The organism is Rhizobium sp. BK591 (genome assembly GCF_014195045.1).
GTDB lineage: Bacteria > Pseudomonadota > Alphaproteobacteria > Rhizobiales > Rhizobiaceae > Rhizobium > Rhizobium anhuiense.
Window position 1 is genome coordinate 77915 of the sequence record NZ_JACIAZ010000011.1, and the last position, 23676, is coordinate 101590.

General features: G+C 57.3%; 22 protein-coding genes and 1 pseudogene. 10 read left to right on the forward strand and 13 right to left on the reverse strand.

Annotated features, from left to right (window positions below; genetic code table 11):
- Positions 1 to 45 precede the first annotated feature (45 nt).
- Positions 46 to 525 carry a helix-turn-helix domain-containing protein gene (locus tag FHX10_RS33300; protein ID WP_113231978.1) on the reverse strand — a complete coding sequence of 160 codons (480 nt, stop codon included), beginning with the start codon at positions 523 to 525 and terminating at the stop codon, positions 46 to 48.
- 145 nt (positions 526 to 670) lie between these two features.
- On the opposite strand from FHX10_RS33300, the gene FHX10_RS33305 reads away from it, so the two are divergent.
- The gene (locus FHX10_RS33305) at positions 671 to 931 is read left to right on the forward strand and encodes a helix-turn-helix domain-containing protein (RefSeq protein ID WP_113231977.1); all 261 of its coding nucleotides are present in this window, start codon (positions 671 to 673) and stop codon (positions 929 to 931) included.
- A 15-nt stretch (positions 932 to 946) separates the two neighbouring features.
- Here the strand turns inward: FHX10_RS33305 and FHX10_RS33310 are convergent, their stop codons facing one another.
- The 8 genes from FHX10_RS33310 to FHX10_RS33345 form a co-directional block, all read right to left on the reverse strand.
- Positions 947 to 2359, reverse strand: coding sequence for a hypothetical protein (locus tag FHX10_RS33310; protein WP_113231976.1), 1413 nt, complete (start codon positions 2357 to 2359; stop codon positions 947 to 949).
- Positions 2344 to 3597 (reverse strand): MFS transporter, encoded by a 1254-nt coding sequence (locus tag FHX10_RS33315; protein WP_113231975.1) that lies wholly within the window; start codon positions 3595 to 3597, stop codon positions 2344 to 2346. The genes FHX10_RS33310 and FHX10_RS33315 overlap by 16 nt, the downstream gene beginning before the upstream one ends.
- 108 nt (positions 3598 to 3705) lie before the next feature.
- On the reverse strand, positions 3706 to 4596 hold the full coding sequence (locus FHX10_RS33320; RefSeq protein WP_113231974.1) for a helix-turn-helix domain-containing protein: 891 nt from the start codon (positions 4594 to 4596) through the stop codon (positions 3706 to 3708).
- Positions 4597 to 4609: 13 nt separating this feature from the next.
- Positions 4610 to 5638, reverse strand: a complete 1029-nt coding sequence (locus FHX10_RS33325) for an alpha/beta hydrolase (protein WP_246781298.1) — start codon at positions 5636 to 5638, stop codon at positions 4610 to 4612.
- Positions 5639 to 5718: 80 nt separating this feature from the next.
- Positions 5719 to 6381 (reverse strand): class I SAM-dependent methyltransferase, encoded by a 663-nt coding sequence (locus FHX10_RS33330; protein WP_409527303.1) that lies wholly within the window; start codon positions 6379 to 6381, stop codon positions 5719 to 5721.
- The gene (locus FHX10_RS33335; protein ID WP_162738161.1) at positions 6372 to 6995 is read right to left on the reverse strand and encodes a DedA family protein; all 624 of its coding nucleotides are present in this window, start codon (positions 6993 to 6995) and stop codon (positions 6372 to 6374) included. The genes FHX10_RS33330 and FHX10_RS33335 overlap by 10 nt, the downstream gene beginning before the upstream one ends.
- Before the next feature lie 236 nt (positions 6996 to 7231).
- Complete coding sequence (locus tag FHX10_RS33340) at positions 7232 to 10393, reverse strand: efflux RND transporter permease subunit (protein ID WP_113231971.1); 3162 nt, start codon at positions 10391 to 10393, stop codon at positions 7232 to 7234.
- Positions 10393 to 11418, reverse strand: coding sequence for an efflux RND transporter periplasmic adaptor subunit (locus FHX10_RS33345; RefSeq protein ID WP_113231970.1), 1026 nt, complete (start codon positions 11416 to 11418; stop codon positions 10393 to 10395). Before FHX10_RS33345 ends, FHX10_RS33340 begins: the two co-directional genes overlap by 1 nt.
- Positions 11419 to 11443: 25 nt before the next feature.
- Between FHX10_RS33345 and FHX10_RS33350 the strand changes: the two genes are divergently transcribed.
- Both FHX10_RS33350 and FHX10_RS33355 read left to right on the forward strand, forming a co-directional pair.
- Positions 11444 to 11659, forward strand: coding sequence for a hypothetical protein (locus tag FHX10_RS33350; RefSeq protein ID WP_162738160.1), 216 nt, complete (start codon positions 11444 to 11446; stop codon positions 11657 to 11659).
- A gap of 42 nt (positions 11660 to 11701) precedes the next feature.
- Positions 11702 to 12325: an NAD(P)-dependent oxidoreductase gene (locus tag FHX10_RS33355; protein WP_113231968.1), complete on the forward strand. Its 624-nt coding sequence runs from the start codon at positions 11702 to 11704 to the stop codon at positions 12323 to 12325.
- Between the two features lie 206 nt (positions 12326 to 12531).
- On the opposite strand, the gene FHX10_RS33360 is transcribed toward FHX10_RS33355, so the two are convergent.
- The 3 genes and pseudogenes from FHX10_RS33360 to FHX10_RS33370 form a co-directional block, all read right to left on the reverse strand.
- A complete protein-coding gene (locus FHX10_RS33360) occupies positions 12532 to 13170 on the reverse strand; it encodes an FAD-dependent oxidoreductase (protein WP_113231967.1) in 639 nt (212 codons plus the stop codon).
- A 48-nt stretch (positions 13171 to 13218) separates the two neighbouring features.
- The gene (locus FHX10_RS33365) at positions 13219 to 14145 is read right to left on the reverse strand and encodes an SDR family NAD(P)-dependent oxidoreductase (RefSeq protein WP_210294523.1); all 927 of its coding nucleotides are present in this window, start codon (positions 14143 to 14145) and stop codon (positions 13219 to 13221) included.
- A gap of 96 nt (positions 14146 to 14241) precedes the next feature.
- A pseudogene (locus tag FHX10_RS33370) lies at positions 14242 to 15167 on the reverse strand (efflux RND transporter periplasmic adaptor subunit); the annotation flags it as partial.
- Between the two features lie 145 nt (positions 15168 to 15312).
- Between FHX10_RS33370 and FHX10_RS33375 the strand changes: the two are divergent.
- The 7 genes from FHX10_RS33375 to FHX10_RS33405 all read left to right on the forward strand — a co-directional run bounded on the left by FHX10_RS33375 (position 15313) and on the right by FHX10_RS33405 (position 22181).
- Positions 15313 to 15999 carry a response regulator gene (locus FHX10_RS33375; RefSeq protein ID WP_112400440.1) on the forward strand — a complete coding sequence of 229 codons (687 nt, stop codon included), beginning with the start codon at positions 15313 to 15315 and terminating at the stop codon, positions 15997 to 15999.
- 2 nt (positions 16000 to 16001) lie between these two features.
- Positions 16002 to 17291 carry an ATP-binding protein gene (locus FHX10_RS33380; RefSeq protein WP_113231965.1) on the forward strand — a complete coding sequence of 430 codons (1290 nt, stop codon included), beginning with the start codon at positions 16002 to 16004 and terminating at the stop codon, positions 17289 to 17291.
- 183 nt (positions 17292 to 17474) lie between these two features.
- Positions 17475 to 18320 carry a DUF3313 domain-containing protein gene (locus tag FHX10_RS33385; protein WP_113231964.1) on the forward strand — a complete coding sequence of 282 codons (846 nt, stop codon included), beginning with the start codon at positions 17475 to 17477 and terminating at the stop codon, positions 18318 to 18320.
- Between the two features lie 73 nt (positions 18321 to 18393).
- Positions 18394 to 18762, forward strand: a complete 369-nt coding sequence (locus FHX10_RS33390; protein WP_112400443.1) for a hypothetical protein — start codon at positions 18394 to 18396, stop codon at positions 18760 to 18762.
- 185 nt (positions 18763 to 18947) lie between these two features.
- Positions 18948 to 19934 (forward strand): MBL fold metallo-hydrolase, encoded by a 987-nt coding sequence (locus FHX10_RS33395; protein WP_113231963.1) that lies wholly within the window; start codon positions 18948 to 18950, stop codon positions 19932 to 19934.
- Positions 19935 to 20083: 149 nt separating this feature from the next.
- On the forward strand, positions 20084 to 21292 hold the full coding sequence (locus FHX10_RS33400) for an alpha/beta hydrolase family protein (protein WP_113231962.1): 1209 nt from the start codon (positions 20084 to 20086) through the stop codon (positions 21290 to 21292).
- A gap of 1 nt (position 21293) precedes the next feature.
- Positions 21294 to 22181: an MBL fold metallo-hydrolase gene (locus FHX10_RS33405; protein ID WP_113231961.1), complete on the forward strand. Its 888-nt coding sequence runs from the start codon at positions 21294 to 21296 to the stop codon at positions 22179 to 22181.
- A 460-nt stretch (positions 22182 to 22641) separates the two neighbouring features.
- On the opposite strand, the gene FHX10_RS33410 is transcribed toward FHX10_RS33405, so the two are convergent.
- Positions 22642 to 23571 (reverse strand): NADP-dependent oxidoreductase, encoded by a 930-nt coding sequence (locus FHX10_RS33410; protein WP_113231960.1) that lies wholly within the window; start codon positions 23569 to 23571, stop codon positions 22642 to 22644.
- Between the last annotated feature and the right edge of the window lie 105 nt (positions 23572 to 23676).

Consider the following 23676-nt stretch of genomic DNA (forward strand, 5'->3'; position numbering starts at 1 on the left):
CAGAGCTTAAATTGCGCACGGAAGCGACTTCTCTGAAGGATCGGTTCAACCGCCCTCGCCGTTGTTTTCATCTCCTGCGATCGCCCTGATTACGGCCAGTGTCCGCGTCCTGAGCTTTGGCGGCAGGCGAAGCATTTCCTCGACAAAGCGGCGCCCTTCTGCGGTGGCGAGATATGCAATGCGCTCATCTGCGTCGGGAGCGATAGTCACCCCCTCCCCTGATCCCGGTCGCGGCAGCCCGTCGAAAAAACAGCCAACCGGAACGTTAAGTTCGCTTGCAATCTCATAGAGCATCGATGCGCTGATGCGGTTCTTGCCACTCTCGTATTTCTGAACCTGCTGATAGCTCAAGCCAACCTTCTCACCGAGTTCGGTTTGCGACAGGTTGGAATGAATCCGTCTGATGCGAAGCTGCTGCCCTACATGGATATCGACCGGATGCGATGCTTGGCTGCTCTGCTCTTCGGCCCGAAAGACCCTAGTCCGAGCGCTGTTAGCAAACCGCTTTTCTACCCGATCATGCATCGCGTTTGCCCTTATCTGAGAGAGGCCGCTCGCAACATCACTAGGGAGCAGCAGGAGTGCCAAATGCTCCGAACTTGGAGCTGAAAAGACAATATGTCGGATATATTCCATGGATTAAGGCTATGCAAGATGTTGCCCATTGCGCATGGAAACTCGTGCGCGCATCGCGTGGAATCTGCGACATTACAGGTCAGCGCAAAAGCTCACGCAAGAAAACCTTGCGGTGGACGCGCGTGTGGATCGGACCGTGATCAGTGACCTGGAGAGAGGACAATACAATATCTCTATTGATTTGCTGGATCGGCTTGCGAACGCGCTATCAATCGATGTCTCGCAACTCTTTTCGGAGCCGTCGGCAGGAGATAAGCCGCAGCCGATGAAGGCCGGGAGGAAGCCGAAGGCTTGATCTCACGAATTGAGATTATTTTGCAAACGCCCACTCGGGATCGTTCGCGCTTACGGTGCCTTCATTATAACGAGCCTTGAGATAGGCCCATAAGGGATCGCCAACGAAACTTTCGAGCGTCCCGCAAGCCTCGTCAAGCGAAAGGCTACCATATTTCCTCAGTGCCGCCTGGATATTGCCTGGCCCCAGCAAATTGAGTTCGCGGAAGGGCTCGACATTATCCAACAGTACGCGATGTCCCCAGATGCTGGGCTTTCGGTCGGCAGCAATCACGGTGCATAGTTCGTGATCACCGTTCATAGCGAGTGCACGGCACACGGCAAAGCGCATAAGGGGGTAGTAGACGGTGTGTCGGCTGCCGCCGAGTACACGCACGCCCGGCAATATCGCTGTGACGATGAACATTAAAAGAAGATTCGGGATGATCTTGCGCTCCTGCAGCGCCTCGATGATTGCATCCGCTGCGAATTCAAGCGAAAAAGCCTCCGCTCCTCTTGCTTCAAGCCGGGAACCTGCCACCCGCAGCGGAAAGAGATGGCCGCGATCGCTGCCCCAGAACAAGTCGGTGGTATTCTTTAACCAGTCTTGCCAGGGGCCCTCAGCAAGGACCTCCACGGAGGCAAGCAGAACTTGCACGAAGCGGCGATCTCCAAACAGGTTTCGGGCCAGCCAGGAGGTGCCATCCTGAAGATGTTCGACCACAAGATCGGCCACATCGTCATCATCGATCTGCAGGAAGTCGATATCTGCATCAAAGTATTGCTTCCAAAGGAAGGCATTGGCCTGCTTGATCGCGAGCGCGGCGGACGAGAACTCATGTTGCGGGAGTATCGACCGCAGCCGCTCGACAAGCTCTCCATCGCCATCGGTGCGATCAAAGTTTTTAAGGATGAAGCGATAGGGGCCGTTTTGCGCGAGAATGCTGTAGGGAATCATCTGACTCCGACTCAATCCGAAGAGGTTGATCGCCTCGCCGCCGAGTTTCAGCCAACCGGGTCCTTTTCGACCGCGTTCAACGAATTTGACTGTCGATACGGCATAGGAGACGTAAGCCGAACGACGATGCGCCTTTAGACCCATCAGGCTGAAGAGATGCGTGTAATAGGCGTCCGGCTCGATCAGCAAATGCAGGTGCGGGCCGGATTGCATGACAGGGGCATTGCCGATTTCCACGGCGATGGAACGGGCCCGGCGATCCGAAAATCCCCAATTCCCGGCCGCCCTGAGGATACATCGCTGGAGAAGCTCCACGGCGTGGCACCGGACATCGGAACTGCTTGCATGCGGTTCGGCGTCGAACACAGTTCGAGCATAGTCCGCCAGACTTTGTTGTCGGAACTCGGCGATCCACGGAAACAGGGCACCGATTAATTCCAATACGGCGTGCTTGTTAAGCTGTGGGGCGATATCATTTATTGGTCCAGGCATGACGGCAGTCCCCGACGTGATGAGGTTCTTGATTTCGCGAAGGTCAGTGCATAGCCGGCGGCAACACAGGCGATCATTCCGCTTCCAAAAGCAAGGAACGCTGCCGACGGACCGAGCGCGTCCCCGGCACCGGCGAGACCTGCATAGAGAATGAGGCTGAAGCCCATGCAGGCAGCATGCATCCAACCCTTTGCTCGTCCCAGCTTCGCGCCTGATACGAGCCTCTGTATCTCGACATCAATCAGCACCCGCGACAAGTTATAGCCAGCGCCGAGAATCGCCATCAATGCGTAGGCAACGCCGAGATTCCGCGCTGGATAGAAGACTGCCATGGCGGAGCCACACAAAAGGACGATGATCGGGATAAAGCGGCCATCGGCTTTGCTGAATCGCCTGAGCGTCAAGATAAGCATGCTGATGATCGCACCGGCGGCCCAGCAGAATTCCAGCGTGCCGAACTCCAGCGAAGTCCCTTGCAGCTCCTGGAGCACGAACTTCGATATGAGCGCGCTGATCAGCATGCCCATGGCGTAGATCAATACATAGCTGACAATCAGAAGCGGCGGCAGGCGGCTTGTGCCCTCGCCTTCGCACGCCTTCAATGACGCTTGCACAGGACGGCGATAGTCAACCGGAAGCGTTCGGATGTGGTCCGCGCTACGGGGCATGCTTAGCATCGAAATCGCAAACGTGACAGCGGCTAAGAGGAAGCACGACGCCCAAGGCGCGGCACTGAGAAGCCAACCGGCCGCGATCGCTGCCAGCATGTTGCCCGCCTGCATGGCGACGTACGCCAGTGAATTGAGGGCTACTAGGCGCTCTAGCCGCGTAATAGAAGGCACGATTGCCGAAGAGGCCGCTAGATACAGCCGGTCGGCCATTGCATAGAAAATCACCGAACCGCACAGCGCGTAGTAGGAGCTGTACAGGATGAGCGCTGCAGATGTCGTCAGCACGACCACGATCCTGCTCACATCGGCTACCGTACAGAGCATCCGGCGATCGAAGCAGTCGACGAGATATCCAGCCGGCGCGCTCGCCAAAAACTCGGAGATGCTGCCCAGGGCTAGGAATAGGGCAATGAAGCCGGCATTGTTGTCTGACGCCGCAAGTATCCAGATTGTCCCGACATAGTAGGCATTGCGCCCAGTTGCCGCAAAGAAGATGCTTAGGAGAAAGAAGCACCGCAATGATCGCAATCTGCTTTGATCCGGTGCAATATCGGCATCTTTGTTCATATACCCACCAAATTAGAGACGCAGCGCTGCGTGGCGGGTGAGGCTAACGAATGATGGGAGATCCCGCTTTCAAAATCCGGTTGTAATCTGCTCGGGCGGTCGGGGGGCTTATGCCTTCCAATCTGCTCTATATCGCTTTGGCGTGCTACCGATCACGCGACGGAAAGCAGCCGCAAAATGGCTGGGGCTTGAGAACCCGCATGCATAGGCGATCTCGGTTATCTGCCGGTCCGAATAGCGGAGCATTTCGCTCGCGCGCTCGACTCGTCTTCGGATGATGAACGCGTGCGGCGGCAAGCCGGTCGAATGCCGAAACGCTTTCGACATGTAATGCTCGCTCAAGCCCGCCTCGTGAGCAAGTTCGGTCAGGCTCAAAGATCCGTCCAATGAAGCGTCAATTTTGTCGATCAGGCGCTTCAGGACCGCTGGCGAAAGGCCGCCTTTGAGGTACTGACGCCTATGGCCCGAAAGACGAAACAGTCGCCCAAAAATCGTACTCGCATGGTTCTCGACCATCATATTAGCCAAGGGATCCCCCTGGCCTATCTCCGAGCAGATGCTGCGGGCGGCGTATTGAATCAACGGATCTTCAAAACCGATCGTTGGCGCCAGCCGGTCAAGATCAGTTCCGGGTACATTCTCGAAACGATCCTGGATAAATTTCTTGCCAATGGTGATGAACACGTAGGCCGCTGTCGGATCGCCATCGTCCCAGCCGCTCCAGCTATGGTCTGCCGGAACAAATGACAGCGATCCGGCCGGTCTTTGCTTAAATGCGACCCTGCGGCCATCCAGATAATCTTCACCCTCTTTCGCAACGCCCAGGATGTTCAAGAGGATCGCATGATTGTCGGCGGAAATGTTCGTTTCCTGTCGCCCAATGCCGGTCCTGCGGACGACGTCGGCCCGCACTGATCGCCAGCATCCATGGTCATGTGAAAATGCGGAATGCTCTGCGCGCCTGACTGCACCAGGGTCGAACTCCACAGAACCAATCATCCACAATTCCCTTCTATCGACTAGCTGGCGAACGCCGGGTCAAATCGGCGCTATCGGCCGCTACAGCAAGATTGAAGGGAGTTGCCCCTGCGGGCCTAGTGACGTCGAAAACATAGGCGCCGGCACTTGGCAAATTGTTCGGCATATCCTGAGATCCTCGACCGAACAGGGCTGCATATCTGTCGTGGCCCAACCCATCTGGACCATTGATAGCGGTAATATCAATGATGCGCAGACCATACCGTTCCGCTGCGGCCTTCACGCCAGGACTGTCGACATTTAGGCGGCCAATGCGCCCGCGCTCTCCACCCAGTATGCTTGAAATGGCAAGTGCCTTGTCGTTCTTCGATACGAAAATGGTGATGGGTATTTTCATGTGCCCGACGGCCTTGATCTGCGAGCGGAACAGGTCGTCATCGATATCCGGCGCGGCGAGCACCACCATCAACCTGTTGAGAACGTCTTCGCGTCCCTCAAGTTTGAGCTGTCTCAGCGTTTCCATTATGAGAAACGCTCCGACACTATGACCGAACAAGACAATCCTTTTCGCAGAGGAGGCGCCAGCTATCGAAGTGACAAGCCAGGACAGATCGTCTCGCGAAGAAAGGGCCGCATCCCTATCTGCCAGATATCCTGCCATGCGTCCCTCGGATGGCCAGGAGAAAAGTATAGGATGTCCGCCGAAAGGAGCATCGGCTGCGATCTGAGCCAACCGATAAAGACTTTCCTGGTAGGTGTAGTTATAGCCATGAACAAAAATGCCTACCGTTCCATCGTCCGACGGAATTGCCGCCTCCTGGACAAAACTTCGCTTCTCCAGTGTCTTGCGAACAGTTATCGCCATCGACCTGTTTGGATCTGCGGCTGCGACGGGATATTCGATCTGCGAGCGCTTATGATTGGGAGGGATCGACAATTGAAACAGCTCAAATGTCAATTTTTCACCGCGTTCACTGGAATAGCCGCTGCCCTCTCTCGTTCGGTTCGTGGCAGCGAGAAGTGTGATCTGATGTAAACCAGCCTCCTTTTTAATCGGCTGCAATACGGAATCGGTCGGTCGAGTGGCACATGCACTCAGACCCAGACAAATCAGTAACGGAAGAATGAACGGGCGGATTGCGCTCACCCCATGAATTTTGAGCAGGAGGATTGCTTCCGCGCCTGAGCGTGAACGTCGATAAACTGCTTGGATATCCCTCGCCTTGTTATCCTGTAGACTGCAGCAGGTGGCAGATTTCTCAATGTGCCGCCAATACGCCTAGCCTTCAGGCCCAGCCGATCAACTATAGGGCGTGGTATCGGACATCTTCGGCTATACGTGAATTGATAGAACGCGCCACCAGGTTGCAGATAAGAGAACGCGCCGGCGAGAATTTTGATGACTTTGCGAGGTGGCATTGACAGAAGCGGCAGACCGCATATCACTGCACCAACCGATCCATTGGGGAAAAGATTTTCGTTGGCAATTTTCGCGGCGTCCAATTGGAGAATACGCGCTTCAGGAAACTCGATTTCGAGGCGTTGAGCAAATTCCTCCCCACGTTCGACAAGCGTCAGATCACTTGACCGCACGCCACGCTCGAGAAGAGCTCGCGTGAAGACTCCAGTCCCTGGCCCCAGCTCCAGCACGGATCCAGCGGATGGCGAAATCTCCGACGTCATCAATCGCGCGAGCGCGTTGCTTGAGGGCGCAATCGCCGCAACCCGATGCGGATCGGCGATCAATGCTCGGATAAAGAGAAGGTGATCCAAGATCGGGTGATGAATGAAGTTCATCACGCCCATGCCTTCCAGCGCCAGCCCAAGACCACCAGTCCTTCGATGACGCTGAGCCCGATCACGGTCTTGAGCGCCAAAACCGACGTATTCGTATCTCCATTCATGAGCGCGGAGATATATCCCACCGCGATAAAAAGCCCGTCCCACAGCAGAACTCCTAGCGTTGTCGCACTGACAAACTGCAAAAATTTCGTCCGCAACAATCCTGCAATGCCTGGCGCCATGATCCGCACGGTGGGGACCAACTGCGCGATCAGCGCGATTGACTGTTCATTAGAGCGAAATCGATCTTCCCATCGGCGATATTTTTCCGATGAAATCCCAATCATGCGCGCTGTCTCTTCGATAAAGCGGCCCGAGCGATGCTCGCCCACCGCCCTTCCAATCAAGTATAAAGGCAGGCAACCCAGCACGCTGCCAATCAGGCTGAAGGCCAGAGCTGTGGGCAGCGAGAAACTCCCTTCGGCCGCCGCCACCCCAATCACCACGAGCAATATGTGGGATGGAATTACCAATATGAGCCGCTCCAGGAATGTCGCGATCATCAGGGTTACGACTCCGAAAGCGGTTATAGTCGGAATAAGCGCGGCGAGTGGATCTGAGGTAAGCGTGTCAGGCATGATACCTTCCTTAGTTGGCCGCCGCGCTCCCATCGCGATGCAAGAGCGTCTCGCAGCTCAATCCCAGAAATGAGCAGGACGCGCAGGCGGCATCATGCCGCCTGCGGGGGGTACACGTCCCGCGGTCTTGTTCCGGGGGGAGGAACGCGACCGAAGAGGTTGCTATAAGCATCGGCAGGCATTGCTCTGTTGGCGCGGTTGCGTTCGACCAATGACTTGCCGATGCCGAGAACAGATCATCGATGACCCTGTCCCCTGGTCGAATGCACCGATTTAAATGCGATCGCCCGACCATCATTGGATGCTTGCGGCGCTGCTTCGTCCTCGGGATTTTCATGGACCAGACCTGTCCAACCCAGGAGCCGCTTGAGCACTTTTTCCAGATCGTCGACGAAGGTGAAGATGACCGGGATGACGATGAGGCTGAGCAGGGTCGACATCACCACACCGCCGATCACTACGATGGCCATCGGTTGGCGAAAACTTGAATCCCCACCGGTCAGGCTGAGCGCAGCCGGTAGCATGCCCGAGGCCATGGCAATGGTAGTCATGACGATCGGCCGCGCGCGCTTATGGCAGGCGTCGACGAGGGCATCGAACCGCGACATGCCTTGCTGACGCGACATTATCGCGTATTCGATCAGCAGAATGGAGTTCTTCGTCACCACGCCCATCAGCATCAACAGGCCGATGACGGCCGGCATCGAGAAGCTGGTTCCCGTCACCACAAGCGGCACCAGTGCGCCGCCAAGCGAGAGGGGCAGGGCCATCAGCAGCGTGAGCGGCTGCAGGAAATCGTGGAACAGGAGGACGAGCACTGCGTAGATGCAGAACACGCCGATGGCCATCGCGAGCGCGAAGCTCTGGAACAGCTCGGAGCTGCGCTGAAGTTCGCCCTGTTCCACCAGCGTAACGCCCGGCGGCAGATGCTGGAGCGCCGGCAGCGCCTTCGCCTCGCGGTTGACATCGCCCAGGATGCGGCCGTTGAGCTCGACGGAAACGGTGACATTGCGCATGCGGTCGATGCGGTCGATCTCCGAGGGGCTGCCGCCGATGCGGATATCAGCAATCGAGCCGAGATCGACATTGCCGTTGGTGCCGGCGACGCGCATGTTCTTGATGTCGTCGAGATTGGTGCGCGCCTCCGGCGAGAAGCGGACGACGATCGGGATCTGCCGCTGCGGCAGGTTGAGCTTCGGCAGATCGGAGGAATATTCCCCATTCGTCGCCACGCGCACGGCGCTGGCGATCGCATTCGACGTTACCCCGAGTGCCGCGGCGCGCGCAAAATCGGGCGTGATCTGGATTTCCGGCGCCTGCCTTGCCGCAGTCGATGTCACCGCTCCGATACCCTGCAACGTGCGCAGTTGCTCCTCCAGCGCCGTGCCTGCGCTGTCGAGCGCATTGGCATCATCGCTGGCAAGGGTGATATCGAGCTTGGTGCCGTTGCCGCCGCTGCCGACCTCGATTCGCACTCCGGGAAGGACAGCGAGCGCCCGTCGGATATCGTTTTCGATTGCCGGCTGCTTGCGGTCGCGATCGGCGATCGGAGTCAGCACTGCGACGATCGTGGCCGAACCAATATCGCTGGTAGTCGTGACGTTTGGCCCACCGCCGTTCGAAGATGCCGTACCGACGGAAGAGAAGACACGCGTGACATCGCGCAGCTTGCCGACGATATCGGCGGCTCTTTTGGTCATCGCATCCGTCTGCTCGATGGTGGCGCCCGGCTGCATCGTAAGCGTGATCTGGGTTCGCGCGTCGTCGGAAGCGGGTATGAAGCCCGACTTCAGCAAGGGGATGGTGGCGAGCGAAAGCGCAACGACGACGGCAGTCACGGCCACCGTGGTCTTTCTGTGATCGAGGGCCGCTTTCGCGACAGCCATATAGGCGCGCATGATGCGGCCATCCTTCTGCTCCGTTGAGTGCGCCTTCATGAAATAGGCCGCCATCATCGGCGTCAGCAGGCGAGCAACGACAAGTGACGCGAGAACGGCAACGGCCGCTGTGATGCCGAACTGGCGAAACACAAGGCCTGGTATGCCGCTCATGAATGCGGTCGGCAGGAAGACCGCGACCAGCGTGAAGGTGGTCGCGATGACGGCGAGGCCGATTTCATTGGCCGCTTCGAGAGCGGCATCCATCGGCCGCTTGCCCATCTGCAGATGGCGGGCGATGTTTTCGATCTCGACAATTGCGTCGTCAACGAGGATTCCGACCACCAGCGACAGTGCCAGCAGCGTGACGATGTTCAGGCTGAAGCCGGCCAGGTACATGATCAGAAAGGTCGGGATGACCGACAAGGGCAGCGCCACGGCCGAAAGGATTGTTGCGCGCCAGTCCCGAAGGAAGAGCCAGACGACAACTATCGCCAGGATAGCGCCCTCATACAGCATATCCATCGAACCATGGTAGTTATCCATGATCCGGCCGATGGTGCTGTAAGCCTCGTCGATTCGGACATTGGGATGGGCGGCAGCGAAGCGCTTGATCGCCGCGCTAACGTCGGCAGCGACACCGCTATCCGAAAAACCGTTCGAACGCTTGATTTCAACGGCGATCACCGGCTTGCCGTCGAGATATGCGATCGAGGAGCGCTCCGCGAAACTGTCCGTGACGGAGGCGACATCGTCGAGGCGGGCCTGCTGGCCGTTGGCCAGGGGTATCCGCAGCGCTTTCAAGGTTTCGACCGAAGGCAGCGCGCCCAGTGTGCGCAATGTCTGGCGGTTGCCGCCAATCTCTCCAAGACCGCCCGACGTGTCGGCTTGGACGGCCTTCAATTGTGCCGATACTGTCGCTGCCGTAACGCCGAACGACGCCATCGTCGACGGATCGAGATCGACATGTACTTCGCGGTCGATTCCGCCGATACGATTGACCTGACCGACACCTTGTACCGACAGCAGCGCCTTGGTCAGATCATTGTCGACAAACCAGGAAAGTTCGGTCTCGTTGAGATCGGTGGAGCGGATGGCATAGGTAACGAGCGCGGAGCTCTGCACCGTAACCTTTGTGACACTCGGCGTCTCCATTTGCGAGGGAAGATCGGCCTTGACGCTGTCAACGGCGTTGCGGACCTCGTTGAGGGCTGCCTCGCTGTCTTTCTCCAGCTTGAACGAAACCTTGATCGAGACGGTGCCGTCGGTGATCGTCGTGGTGATGTGGTCGAGATAGGACAGGGCAGCAAGACTGTCCTCGATGGTACGGGCAACCTCCGTCTCGAGCTGTGTTGGCGCAGCCCCATCGAGCTTGGCCGTGACTGTGATGGTCGGAAGATCCATATCAGGGAAATTCTGGATCGCCAGATGCCTGAAGGCCAGCAGCCCGCCGACGGCAAGCATGACAAATAGCAGGATCGCCGGGACAGGGTTTCGGATCGAGAAGGCGGAGAAATTCATCAGTTCTTCTCCGCAATCTTCACGAGATCATTATCCGACAGAAAGGCACCGCCCGAGGTGACGACCTTCGACGAAGCATCTATGCCCGACACGATTTCGACCTTGCCATTGTTGCGACGGCCGGTTTCCACACGGATCCTCCGCACGCGACTGTCCAGGCCTGCTACGAAGACGTAGCTAATGCCGTCCCGAAACACGATCGCCGTCTCGGGAACGGTCAGGGCCGGAGTGGTCTGCAATTCGATGCTGCCAGTGACATAAAGGCCGGTGCGCGGACGGATATCGGCCGGAAGTGCGACATAGACGATCGCCCGACTGGTGTCGGTGCTGACCGAAGGACCGACGAGCCGCACCTTGCCTTCGATTGGATGCCCGTCCGGCCCGTTGATCTTGACACTCAAGCCTTCCGAAATGCGTGGCAAATATCGCGCCGATACTTCGGCCTGCCATTCGACCCGTTGCTGGCGCACCATGCGGAACAGCTCGGTGCCGGTGGAAACGACCGCGCCAAGGTTGGCGGAGCGCGAGGTTATCAGCCCATCGTCGGCGGCGACGATAGTCGCTTGCCCGAGCTTGATCTTCTCGCTGTCGAGGGTCGCCTCCTCGGATGCCAGGCTTGCCGTCGCCGTCTGCTCGTCGGCGAAATATTCAGTGATTTTCTCGGCGGACAGGGCGCCTGACGACTGAAGCTGGCGTGCCCGATCCGCATTCGCCTTGGCCTTGGCCAAGTTGGCCTGTGCGGTGACGACGGCCGCCTCCTGCTTGCGGATGTCGGCGAGCACGCTGTCCTGCGACAATTGCACCAGCGTCTGCCCTTTTTTCACCACGGAGCCGACATCGACCAGCACATCCGTGATGCGAAGCCCACTCGTCTCAGAGGCGACGATGGCCTCCTGCCACGGCTTCAGCCAGCCGCTCGCTGGAACGGTCTCTGGCCACTCCCGCTGCAGCGGCGCCGTCAGGGATACGGTGAGCGCGGGCGCCTGTTCGGCCGCGGCATTGCAGCTGTGAAGCAGAACCATCATGGTAATGCGCACAGTGGCGAATCTTATGGACGACTTTCTCAACAACGTATTCCTTGCGGGCTTCACCGGCACGGCGCGCGGGCTTCTCCGCCCTGCGATCAATGCCGCTATCCCTATGAATACCCTGCCGAACGTTAAGTACGGTCAAGGTAGTGTTAAGTTAGGTAAAGATGAGTGGAGCACCCGCGCTCGTGGTGTATCAAAAGCCGTGGTGAACGACTGGCAGGTCACCAGACGGTAGTAACGTCAGCGCTCCAACTTTCCGGGCTCAAGGAGACACTCCATGAAAATGGCAATCATTGGCGCAACGCGTGGCATTGGCTTGGCTATGGTGCAAGCGGCCCTGAAAGACGGCCAGGAGGTCACCGCGCTCGCCCGTGTGCCAAGCCGAATGCCAATTCACCACACACGATTACGCATCATAGCCGGAGATGCTCAGGACTTTGATGCGATCGTGAAGGTGGTGGAGGGGCAAGATGTCGTTTGTGATTGCTTGGGGACAGCAAATGTAACCCGACCCATCACCATGTTCTCCCGCTGCGCAGAAAATCTTTCGAAAGCGCTCAAGCCGGAACAGTTACTCATCGCCGTTACGGGCATGGGGGCTGGCGACAGCAAAGGGCATGGAAGCTGGTTATACGACCATTTCTTTATGCCAATTGTACTGCGTCGTATCTACGCCGACAAAGATCGCCAGGAGCGCATCATCATGAGCAACATCGCCCGCTGGATCATCATCCGCCCTGGTTTCTTGAGTAATGGTCCTCGAATGGACCGCTATCGCGCTCTGACCGATCTGCGTGGCATCCACGGTGGCAGGATTTCACGTGCTGACGTTGCCGGGTTCATGCTCTCGCAGGCAAAGTCACCTCAGTTCATCGGTCAAACGCCTCTGCTGATCTATTGAGATCTTTGGCCGACACGGCGGAATTTGTCGGAGGGCGACCTGTTTGCGACCGGATGCAGGTGCCGACTGTATGGGTCAATCGCCGATATGGGGTATGGAGACATGGCGAAGAAAGACGCATGCTTTGGAGAGGAAAGCGGAAGAATGCGTTGCTGGCACTCTGGCGTGAATCTGCCTTTCACCGCCGGTCATTTCGTAAGCGGTGCCTATTTATAGCTTTCTATGCGTATCTTGTCCTTCTTAATGCCCGCCCCGCTTAACGTTTCGACGACAGACGCAATAAGCCTTTTCGATCCGCATACGTAGAAGATCGCCTCATCGCTGCGGCTTCTCGCTACTGTCTTGACGGCAGCCGCGAATGCTTCCGGACGAACTGCGTTATAGTCAGATACAAGCGGCTCCAGCTCCTTGCCATAAAGGAAATCGCCCCGCTGTACCTGGACCACAGCCATCTGATGATCGCCTCTCTTGTGTGCCTCGAGGATCATCGAGCGAAATGGCGTCATCCCCACCCCACCCGCTATGAAAACCAGGCTGCCGGTTCCGCGATCGGGTAGTTTGACGTGCGCGCCCGTGCCAAACAAGCTTATCGTGTCATGCGGCCGAAGCGCGTTCATCTTTTCCTTGAATTTGCTATTCGATCCGACATGCATGCTGAACATGAGCTCAGGATCCCCGGGCACTGACGCGAAGGACATCTCGCGCACAGAACCCAGGAAGTCGAACCGACTGCCAACTCTCAAGTGAGTATATTGCCCTGCTTTATAGGTGACGCCGGTCGCATCGAAGAAAAACGAGTAGACGTCGTCGTATTCGTGAACTTTTTTCGTGAAGGTGATTCTCATCTGGGTTTCTTTTTTACCTGCGCCGTATTCACTAAAAGCGCCGTTGCACTAGCTTGCCCGACCATCGAGGCCAACCATTGCTGCACTGTCGCGCCACAACCTTTCTTGAGCATCCCGGCTTCGCGCCAATTCGGATGGAATTGGAAAGGTCGGTTCTCCCTTGACCAGGGAAATGTAAATCCGGCCCCGCGGTGGGACGACTTCGCCGAGAGAGACTTCGGCCAATGCTTCGCCTGAACGTTCCGGTGTACCGATGACGTATTCGGGACGGAAGAAGCCGACTAGACGGAAGACGGTATGCATGAGGAGCATTACGAACGCGCGCATAAGACGGGGACTGTCTCGACCCAACGATGTGCCACCGGTGAGGCCGGGACTGAAGGCGACCACGTTGATCTGGCGGGCCTTGACTTCGTCCAAGGCGGCGAAGGACTGCGCGGTCAGCAGGTTGCACAGCTTGGATGCTGCATAGGCTCGTATTCCCGAACCAAAGCCATTCTTGTCCGGATACGCTAGCCTATGTGGCTCAAGTGTCTTTGGTGCGATCGGAGTGACAGCGGGATCATGCGTTTCGCTTGTGGTGATGACCAGTCTGCCATGCTCGGCCATGCACGGCAGTAGCAGTCTGGCCAGCAGATAATGGGCCAGGTGATTGACCGCGAATGTCAGTTCGTAGCCGTCTGCACTCCGCCCCTCGTTGGTCGGGCTTTGCATGCCGGCGTTAAGTACCAGGATGTCGATGCGGGTACCGGCAAGGCGCCACATCACCGCTTCTGCAAATTCGCGAACGCTGGCAAGCGAGGCGAGATCGAGCGGAATGACCTCGACGCCGGCCGGTACCCTTCGTCCGCTTCCCCGCGCGCCAATTATGACGCGCATATCGGGCCGAGAGGCGATGTCCTCTAGCGCATGAGCGCCGAGGCCGGCTGTGACCCCGGTCATAACAACAACACGTTCTGATTTGGCTTGGTTCATGGCTGATTATCCTGTTCGAGCATCAGATTCCGCTTATGACGACGCGCTGGAACGCGGCGTTAGATGTCAGGGGGGCGTTTGGCGCGGTGCGCGACGGCTTATCCCGTCCCGGAGCATGGCTGGAATCTCGGGGACGACGAATCTGGAGTGGTCGGAAGTTTGATGTGGCCGGTAAGGTAAAGACCGGTACGTGGAGGGACATCGGGAGGCAGCGTGACATAGACGATCGCTTGCGTGTCCGCGTTGACCGAAGGTCCGACAAGCCTCACCTTGCCCTGAATAGCATGATCGTCAGGCCCATCGATATCGACGCTCAATCCTTCCGAGATTCGCGAAAGGTAACGTACCGGAACCTCCGCTTGCCATTCGACACGTTGCTGACGGACCAGACGGAACAGCTCTGCACCGGCCGAAATAGTCGCCCCGAGTTGGGCGGAGCGCGCAGTTATAATTCCATCATCAATGGAATTGATGGTGGTCTGGGCGAGCTTGACCCTTTCGCCGGCAAGCGCCGCTTCCTCCGACCCGAGGTTTGCCATCGCGATCTGTTCGTCTTCAAGATACTCGCCGACCTTTCCATCGGGGAGCCCACCAGTCGCGCGAAACTGCCGTGCTCTTTCCGCATCGGCTTTTGCTTTCGCCAGATTTGCCTTGGCAGTCACGACAGCCGCCTCATGCTTGCGAATGTCGGTCAGCACGCTATCCTGGGAAAGCCGAACAAGCGCCTGTCCCTTCGTGACCACGGATCCGAGATCGACCAGGACCTCGGTGATGTGGCCGCTCGTCTCCGAGGCGACGATCGCTTCCTGCCATGGCTTCAGCCACCCACTTGCCTGGACGGTTTCCGAGCAATCGCGCTGCATTGGAGCCGTTAGCGAAATGGACAGGGCAGGTGCAGGGCCTTCCTCCATCATGGAGCTAAGGAAGACGGAAAGAAGAGCTGCCGCAACCAGCACGAGCGCGACCGTAATAAGCGGCTTTTTCAAAGATACATTCCTTGCGTTTCCGACAGTGCATGACATATCGCCCACGCGGGCATGCCACCTTGGGTACTAGTAGCCGTTCGAATGTTAAGTACGGTCAAGCAAGTGTTAAGTTAGGTAAATGTCGGTTTCGCTTCCGGATTTCTATTGTATGGAGCAAGCGTACAGAAGATGGACGAAGTGAATGACCAAAGTTCTCCTCATTGACGATGATGTCGAATTGACAACTCTGCTCCAGGAATATCTGACTGAGGAAGGGTATGACGTCGCAACTGACACGGACGGCCGTGCCGCAATCGCAGCGGCAGCCGGCAATACGGTCGACATCATCGTGCTCGACATCATGATGCCCCGGATGAACGGGATCGAGGCTCTGCAGCGTATCCGTAAGCTAAGCCAAATCCCTGTTCTGATGCTAACGGCAAGAGGCGATGATATCGACCGCATATCGGGACTGAACCTTGGCGCGGACGACTATGTACCGAAGCCCTGCTCGCCGGGCGAACTTGCAGCGAGGTTGCGGGCGATCTTGCGCCGGGTGCACCAACCGGCCTCGGGCGCGTCGACTGATGTCCTAGAGGTAGGACGACTAGTAATTTTTCCAGGCAAACGAACCGTCGAGTGGCGCGGCGAAGCCTTGGAGCTCACCGGCACCGAATTCACTCTGCTCGAAGTTCTCGCCCGGAACGCAGGTCAACTCGTATCGAAGCAGGACATATCCAAGCAGGCATTCGGAAAGCCACTTACGCCGTTCGACCGCCGCATAGACGTTCATATCAGCAGCGTTCGACAGAAACTAGGGCTGAGGGCCGACGGCCAGCCTTGGATAAGGTCTGTCCGCGGCCAAGGCTATCAACTTTTGGTGGAATGACCATGCCTCAACTTTTCTGGAAGTTCTTCAGGGTCATCTGGCTCACACTGGCTGTGTCCGTCGCAATCATAATTCTGATCGTCAAGTTTCTTCAGGCTGCTCCCTTCGAGCGGGAGATGGCAGCGGAGCGACGGGCGCTTGTCTCGAACTTGGCCGCGAATGTGCTTGTAACGGACGGCGAAGATGCCGCCATGCATTTCGCACGAGCAAGCGAAGAGACACTGCCATTGGGCCTGACCATTTCAAAGGTCACCGACGCCACAGCATGTGCGCAGAAGGACACCGCAGATACGCGATTCGTTCAAAAGGACGGGGCTTGCTATCGAGTTTCGGTGCCGAACCTCACTAGCTTCAGCGTCAAGGATCTCGCTCCGTTGATACCTTGGTTTACGATCCTCGTTTCGAGTACGCTGTCTGCGGGTGCACTGGCCCGCTATCTTGTTCGTCCAGTCGTGCATCTGCGTGATGGCTTGAGCGCGCTTGCTCATGGCCGATTCGACGTTCGTATCGGCAACAAGATGGGCGGTCGCAAGGATGAGGTTACGGCACTTGCGCATGATTTCGACTCCACGGCAGCCAGACTGGAGGAGCTTCAACAGGCGCAGCAGAGACTTTTCCACGATGTATCCCATGAACTGCGCTCTCCTTTGTCACGCCTGCAGGCGGTCGTGGGCGTTCTGCGGCAGAGCCCGACGAAACTTAGTGCTATGCTCGACCGCATCGATCGCGAAGTCGAACGACTCGATGAACTGGTTGGTGAAGTCCTGACTCTTGCCAGATTGACGGCTCGATCCACGAGCCCGCTGAAGACGCAGACCCTGGATATCATTGAGCTCCTGAACGAGATCCTCGGTGACGCGGCGTTTGAGGCGGAGGCGAAAGACATCTCGATCACATCGGATGTCGACGGTGTCTTCCGAGCCGAAGTCGAGGGTGAACTAATCTACAGAGCGCTCGAAAACGTCCTACGCAACGCCGTCAAGTACACTGCTGAACATTCGCACATATCCGTTTTATGCGAACCCATGACCGATCTCCTCAAGATCTGCGTCACAGATCAGGGACCTGGCGTAAAGCGAGATGAACTCGAACGCATCTTCCAGCCATTCTCCCGTGGCAGCGACGCGATGCCGAAAGGGGGATACGGCCTGGGCCTCGCAATCACAAGGCAAGCGATCGAGCGGCATGGAGGTCGCGTGTACGCATCGTTACCGGCCAACGGTGGCTTGGCTATTACACTCGAGATTCCCCGGAGGGCGACGAAACATGCTCTCTCGATCCGACGGGACTGAGAGCGATAGATCGATCAACAAACATGCGCGAGACTGCCACTATGGTCGGGCAGGGACGCGCATTGATCTGGTCTGATTCCCGAAGTCCACCTGCATATTTTACCTAACTTTACACTGCCTTTACAGCAGTTAACGTTCGCACTGCTAGATCTGGGTCTTCGCAACCACTCAGAGATCTCGCAGATGGGCATTAGCTTCCAGCTTTCTGAAACACACCCGCAGGCAATACTCTGCCTGTTATTGCTATCGACGCTTTCGTCCTGCGCAAACGTGCCGCTGCAGCAAAAGGGAACACTTGGCTCCTACACGGGTATGACCTCCTCCGGAGGCACACTGACAAAAGCAAAGCTGCGCGTGGATTCGCAACCAGTTCTCGCTGCGAAGACGGTGCGCATCTTGCGGACCTCCACGCAGATCGGCAGCGCCAGCACAATCCAACCCAAAGATCTGGCGCTCGTCTCCAATGCCATCGACCGGGCGCTTTGCACCGATCTCGCCGACCGCTTCAGGATCGTCACTTCGGACCAACCAGCCGATCTCACCGTCCATGCCACCGTGACCGACATCGTTGCTACGAATAAGACGGTCGCTGCCACCTCTACCGTTACAACACTCGGCGCGACGGTTGCTGCAGTCCCGGTCCCAGTCCCGCGGATACCGGTCGGTCTTGGCGGCTTGTCCGTTGAGGCGGAGGCGATTGCTCAGGACGGATCCCAGAAGGCAGCCATGCTGTGGTCGCGAGGCGCTAACATGCTGACGACGCCGCGATACTCCAGAGTGGGAGATGCGTACTCTTTGTCGTCTGCTTTCTCCAACGACTTCAGCCGCATGCTGGTCAAGGGGAAGGATCCTTTCAAGGGGTTGCCGGCGATACCCTCGATGCAAAGGATGCGGGTTTCGCTTGGCGGTGCTCCCAAATATGACGCCTGCAAGGCGTTCGGATCTGCCCCCGGCATCACGGGAGCCGTCGCCGGCCAGCTTGGCCTGCCGCCGAACTGGAGCGACAAGGGCGCCACAGTCCGCCAATAGCAACAGAAAATCCATGTGCCGCAGCGGCGTTCGCTAGGCGGTTCGAGCAAATCAAGGAAGAAAGGACATCCACATGAAGATAGATCTAAAGATCATAACGGCAGCGGTTGCAATTCTCGCCGCAGACCACGTGCTTGCTGCACAGGGGCAGGCCTATCTGCAACCACAGAAGGCCGCCGCAGTTCTCGCCGATGGCGCCCCTTGGTCGGCCGATGCGCCGAATGGCAGATCGTTCAAACTCACCCTCAACAAGGACGGCACCGGAAGCATAAAGGGACCCATGTTCTTTTCGCTATCCGTCAGCTGGAAGGTCAAAGGCGATACGATGTGCCTGAATAACACGATGATGTCGAAGTGCCTGCGCTTCCGCGAGATTCCCGGCGGGCTTCAAGGCTGGAACGGCGATACGCCCGACTTGAAACTCACTCGCCCGGCAAATTGAACCTCCGGTGCCGGAGTTTGGCTTGCCGGTGGGAGCGCATCATGCCCGAACCCGTCGGAACAAGTCTGAGTTCAAGCAACAGATCGTCCGGCTGACGCGCCGTCAGCTATCCGAAAAGGCGTCGCTGCGTGCATGGTGGCGACGTTGAATAGTCAGATGACCAGCATTTTTGTGAAATCCAATCCATGAGCAAGCGGAACCGCTACGTGACATCCCCACCGGCCGAAAATTTCGACGGAGTGCTTTTCGCCAATCCTGGCCATCCGGGAACCGATCGCTCCATGCGAGATGTTTTCCGTTGGCAGCGGGAGCGCAGAGTGCCGTGGCCGAAGCGCATCGAAGTCGAGGGGACCGTACCAGAACGTCGCGTTTGCGGTCTGCGCGCCACCATGGTTGGGCATGCGACGGTTCTGATTCAGTCGGCTGGCCTAAATGTCTTGACGGATCCCGTCTGGTCCGAGCGCGCGGGGCCGTGTGGCTATATCGGCAGACGCCGAACCACTGCGCCCGGCATCGCGTTTGCGAACCTGCCGCCAATCGACGTGATCTTGCTCTCACACAACCACTACGACCACCTCGATCTGCCGAGTTTGAAAAGGCTGCATGAGCGCTATGCGCCCATTATCATCACACCCTTGGGCAATGAGACTATTGTCCGGCGTGCGGTTCCCGATGCCAAGGTCGTGACGGGCAACTGGGGTAGCAGCTTTGACCTGGCAAACGGCGTCACCGTAGATATCGTGCCGGCCAATCATTGGTCGGCACGTGGGTTGCGAGACCGTCGTATGGCGCTGTGGAGTGGCTTTATGCTGAGAACCAGGGCCGGCCTCATCTACTTCGCTGGCGATACCGCATATGGAACCGGTGCGATTTTCAGGGACATGCGCGCGGCTTACGGTCGACCAGATCTGGCACTGATTCCGATCGGCGCCTATGCGCCTCGCTGGTTCATGGCGCCCCAACATGTCGACCCGGCCGAGGCCGTGTTGATCATGCGCTCGTTGGAAGCCCGCAAGGCAGCGGGAATCCACTGGGGTACCTTTCGGCTGACGGATGAGCCCTGGGACGAACCGCCACGATTGCTCGCTCGAGCTTTGACGTCGCACGGCATGAGCCCGGCTTGTTTCGAGGCTTTGTGGCCAGGACAAGCCGTCAATGTTGCAACCGAATAAGGATCAAGAGTTTTCGCAGCAAGCAGCCTGCATGGCGTCCACCGCGTAGTTCGAGAGTTGTTGCCGCTTCCGTGTTCTTGCACCCGAGCGGGCCCAGTTCATCAACACGACCCGCACTAGTTCATCGTGCATATAGGAAGGAAACGAACATGTCAGACGTTCAAAATACCGTTCATTGGACATCCAGCAAGTTCAGCGACACCTTGATAATGGATGCACTGCTGAAACATGTCCTCGGCCTCATGCAATATGGCATGTGTGACCTGGGTGAGGTTTTTGAAGTCATCGGGCAATTGAAACCAAACGACGAAGAATGCTGGATTAACGCGTGGAGCGCGGTAGCGCAACGTCTACAAACCCGGGCTGAAGAGGCCGATCGGGCAGGCAAGCGCCTTACGGCCTCCTCCACATACCTTCGCGCTGCGACCTACTGGCGCGCCTCCCTGATGTATTTCAGCTATCCTGGAGATTCGCGTCTTACCGAACATGCGCACGCCAGTTCCAAGTGCTATGCGCGATACCTTGAGCTATCTGGTTATCCTGGAAAGTATGTTGAAATCCCGTACGAAGGCACGTTCCTTCCGGGACATTTCTTCAGATCTCCCGCTGCTGCAGAAAGCGCTCCGCTGCTCATCATCACGCCGGGTCGCGATACCTGGGCCGACGATACGTGCTGGGTTTACGATGCTGCGTTGCGCCGTGGCATCCACTGCCTGGTCTATGACGGTCCCGGCCAAGGTCTGTCACTGAGACTCAATAATTTGCATTTTCGACCCGACTGGGAGAACGTCGTCAGGCCCGTCGTCGATTTTGCGTTCGAAATTCCTGGGATCGATCCGTCCAGGGTCGGTCTTATGGGCTTGAGTTTCGGCGCCTTTCTTTCCGTGCGGGCTGCAGCATTCGAAAAGCGCCTGAAGGTATGCATTGCCGACCCCGGATCTTTGAGCTGGGGAGAAGCGATTCTCAACCACTTCTCGCCCCCCATCCGTCAACTGCTGATCGGAGATGGACTGGACGCGCTTCCTGAGGCCTTTAAGCGCACGGCCCAGTACACATCGCTCAAATGGCTCGTCAGAGATTATGCCTGGAAACACGGTGTACGTGAGCGGGAGGTGTTCAAAGCCCTTCTGGCCTATGACAACGCCCCCGTCGTCGACCGAATTGAATGCGAAACGCTCGTCATGGACGGTACCGAAGAGATAGCGAAGGGAGAGGCCCAGAGGCTATTTGATGCTTTGAAATGCCCCAAGCACTACCTGTTATTTGACGAGGTCTCGACCGCACAGGCTCACTGCCAGATCGGCGCTTATTCCACCGCTTCAGCATGTTTGCTGGATTGGATTGAGGAGCGGCTCTGAGATGACAAACGAAAAATCAAGTTCCCAACGGCCCTCACTCGAAGAAATCCGCCGTTACATACAAAGCTGGGGTGAAGAGCCCTTGGTAACTCACCAAATCGCGACGAATGTCTATTGGGTTGCCGGTGCAGGCGGAAATTCCGGAATAGTCGTTGGCCGTCGTGGCGTTGTTGTGATCGACGCAAAGGTCAGCTCCGGCGCGGGGAAAAGACTTCTGGACGAAGTCGCTCGGATCACATCCAATCCCGTTACGCACGTCATCCTTACGCACGGCGACGGCGATCATGTAATGGGGCTTGCGAGTTTTCCTGCGGGCGTGACCATCATCTCTCACGAGAACTGCAAGACCGACATGGAGGCTGCAAACGCTGTGGGACTCATGGGCCGGCTTCCTAGCAGGGCTTTGCCGAACTGCACCTTCACGACAAGATTCGCCTTAACGATTGAAGATGTCTGGTTCGAATTTTTTCACTTCGGTCCCTCGCACACCAGCGGCGACACCGTTGTCCACCTCCCGGACGAGATGGTGATTTTCGCCGGTGACATCCTGGCGTGGGGCGGCAGTCCAACTCCCACGATACATGACGAGAAACACGGCTCGGCGAGTGGCTGGCTCGCCACTGTGCGGGAGATGCTCAAGCTTCCAGCCGACATCTTCGTAACTGGACATGGCGACCTGCAAACGAAGGTGGAGGTCCAGCAGAAGCTGGATGAGTTCCAGCAACAATACGATGAGATCCAAGTCATGGTCGCCCGCGGCAGATCCCTGGAGGAGGTGGAGGAGGCAATGGCGGTAGATTCACCAGCGTCACTCGCTGGAGGCCTTCGTTTGCCAAGTTTTGCATCTGTAGCCTACCACCAGCTCAAGAAGACGAAAGTAGGAGATTGATGATGCATATGGAAGCGCTGGACCATACGACCGCGATATTCGTTGTTCAGCGTTTTCGTCGAGCTCGACGGTGGTCAACTTTCGGGTTGTGTCTAGCTAATCCATCGGATCCGCGAAGCGTCCAGCAATGCGCCATGTGTTCCCACGCATCGATTGCTCAGTCAGTCGCTGACCGAGCTGACGTGTCCGTCACAATGCCTTCAGCTCGATGCGAATAGGAACTTTTCGAATCCGCCACTCCCCGACTATGTCAGTCGGGTCTCACACGCCACTCCCAGTCGAGGCATCCGTCCCGGCACGTGTCGTACCGAGAGCTTGCCATCCCTCATTCGGCTGTGCTTTGATTCAAGCAGAGATAGGGTGATGAACGGTACAGAAGCTATTGAGGGGGAAGAGTCGAGCTTGGACCGACTCTTTTGATAATGATCGTCGTACGGTTTCGGAACCCTTCCCCATCGTCTCACAAGGCTAGAACGACTTTTCCTGGAACTCGCGCCCCTGTTTCAGCTGCAGTGATCGCGGACAACGCATCAGTAAATGGAACGACGAGGCCGACAGTCGGTCGCAACACACCTTCACTTGCAAGGTCAGCGATTGCCGACAGATGTTTAATCCCCATGGTCGCGAAAGCGAGCTTATATCGTCTGGCTAGCATTCCACGCACCATCCTGCCGGGCGTCGGATTGATATCGACAAAAATTCCTTTTCTGTTGAGCATCGAAAGCCCAGCCCCCACAGACAGGGTTCCAAGCGTGTCGAAGACGGCGTCGAATTTTCCATTCTGAGCCTGGAGCTGCTTATCCCCATAGGTGAAAACCGGATCGACTCCGGCTGCTTTGGCACTTTGCAAGGACGCGGTGCCACATGAGCCGCTCACTTTAATCCCTCGGGCAAGCGCCAACTGCACTGCGGATGCACCCACAGCACCAGTACAGCCATGGATGAAAAGATGCGATCCCTTTGACATTTTGGCCTTGTCGAATACGGCTGCCCATGCGGTCATCACTGGAATGGGGAGGCAGGCAGCCTCCTCAAACGAAAGGCGCGCCGGCTTTTTTGCCACCAAATGTGAATCCAGGATGATTTCTTCCGCAAAGGCACCGGATTCGTTGAAGTCCACGCTCCCAAAAACTTCGTCACCGACAAAGAGACCCTTCACATCCCTGCCGACGGCAGCGATCACTCCAGCGAAATCGGTTCCCATACCCTTTGGGAACTTCCGGCTCCTGAATAATTTCATGACGCCTTTTCGAAGCTTCCAATCAAAAGGATTTATCGCCGCTGCACTAACGGTGACACGTATCTGTTTTGCACCAAGCTGAGGCAAGTTGGCTTTGCCGATATACATGCGTTCCGGGCCGCCGTAGCGGTCATATTGCACTCTCTTCATATTAGACTCGTTCTTCCGTCAAATATTGCCCTAACCTTCGTTGCGCTGCTTTCACCGGCAATGGTGCCCTCCAGGGAGGGACATACGCACGGCTCCATTGCCTAG

Coding starts and splice junctions, on each gene's coding strand:
- FHX10_RS33390 (WP_112400443.1), top strand. CDS start 18,394: ATGAAGATAGATCTAAAGATCATAACGGCAGCGGTTGCAATTCTCGCC.
- FHX10_RS33410 (WP_113231960.1), bottom strand. CDS start 23,571: ATGAAGAGAGTGCAATATGACCGCTACGGCGGCCCGGAACGCATGTAT.
- FHX10_RS33305 (WP_113231977.1), top strand. CDS start 671: ATGGAAACTCGTGCGCGCATCGCGTGGAATCTGCGACATTACAGGTCA.
- FHX10_RS33335 (WP_162738161.1), bottom strand. CDS start 6,995: ATGCCTGACACGCTTACCTCAGATCCACTCGCCGCGCTTATTCCGACT.
- FHX10_RS33380 (WP_113231965.1), top strand. CDS start 16,002: ATGCCTCAACTTTTCTGGAAGTTCTTCAGGGTCATCTGGCTCACACTG.
- FHX10_RS33350 (WP_162738160.1), top strand. CDS start 11,444: ATGGACGACTTTCTCAACAACGTATTCCTTGCGGGCTTCACCGGCACG.
- FHX10_RS33300 (WP_113231978.1), bottom strand. CDS start 525: ATGCATGATCGGGTAGAAAAGCGGTTTGCTAACAGCGCTCGGACTAGG.
- FHX10_RS33315 (WP_113231975.1), bottom strand. CDS start 3,597: ATGAACAAAGATGCCGATATTGCACCGGATCAAAGCAGATTGCGATCA.
- FHX10_RS33330 (WP_409527303.1), bottom strand. CDS start 6,381: ATGGGCGTGATGAACTTCATTCATCACCCGATCTTGGATCACCTTCTC.
- FHX10_RS33310 (WP_113231976.1), bottom strand. CDS start 2,359: ATGCCTGGACCAATAAATGATATCGCCCCACAGCTTAACAAGCACGCC.
- FHX10_RS33345 (WP_113231970.1), bottom strand. CDS start 11,418: ATGATGGTTCTGCTTCACAGCTGCAATGCCGCGGCCGAACAGGCGCCC.
- FHX10_RS33360 (WP_113231967.1), bottom strand. CDS start 13,170: ATGAGAATCACCTTCACGAAAAAAGTTCACGAATACGACGACGTCTAC.
- FHX10_RS33320 (WP_113231974.1), bottom strand. CDS start 4,596: ATGATTGGTTCTGTGGAGTTCGACCCTGGTGCAGTCAGGCGCGCAGAG.
- FHX10_RS33395 (WP_113231963.1), top strand. CDS start 18,948: ATGAGCAAGCGGAACCGCTACGTGACATCCCCACCGGCCGAAAATTTC.
- FHX10_RS33375 (WP_112400440.1), top strand. CDS start 15,313: ATGACCAAAGTTCTCCTCATTGACGATGATGTCGAATTGACAACTCTG.
- FHX10_RS33340 (WP_113231971.1), bottom strand. CDS start 10,393: ATGAATTTCTCCGCCTTCTCGATCCGAAACCCTGTCCCGGCGATCCTG.
- FHX10_RS33365 (WP_210294523.1), bottom strand. CDS start 14,145: ATGAACCAAGCCAAATCAGAACGTGTTGTTGTTATGACCGGGGTCACA.
- FHX10_RS33385 (WP_113231964.1), top strand. CDS start 17,475: ATGGGCATTAGCTTCCAGCTTTCTGAAACACACCCGCAGGCAATACTC.
- FHX10_RS33400 (WP_113231962.1), top strand. CDS start 20,084: ATGTCAGACGTTCAAAATACCGTTCATTGGACATCCAGCAAGTTCAGC.
- FHX10_RS33355 (WP_113231968.1), top strand. CDS start 11,702: ATGAAAATGGCAATCATTGGCGCAACGCGTGGCATTGGCTTGGCTATG.
- FHX10_RS33405 (WP_113231961.1), top strand. CDS start 21,294: ATGACAAACGAAAAATCAAGTTCCCAACGGCCCTCACTCGAAGAAATC.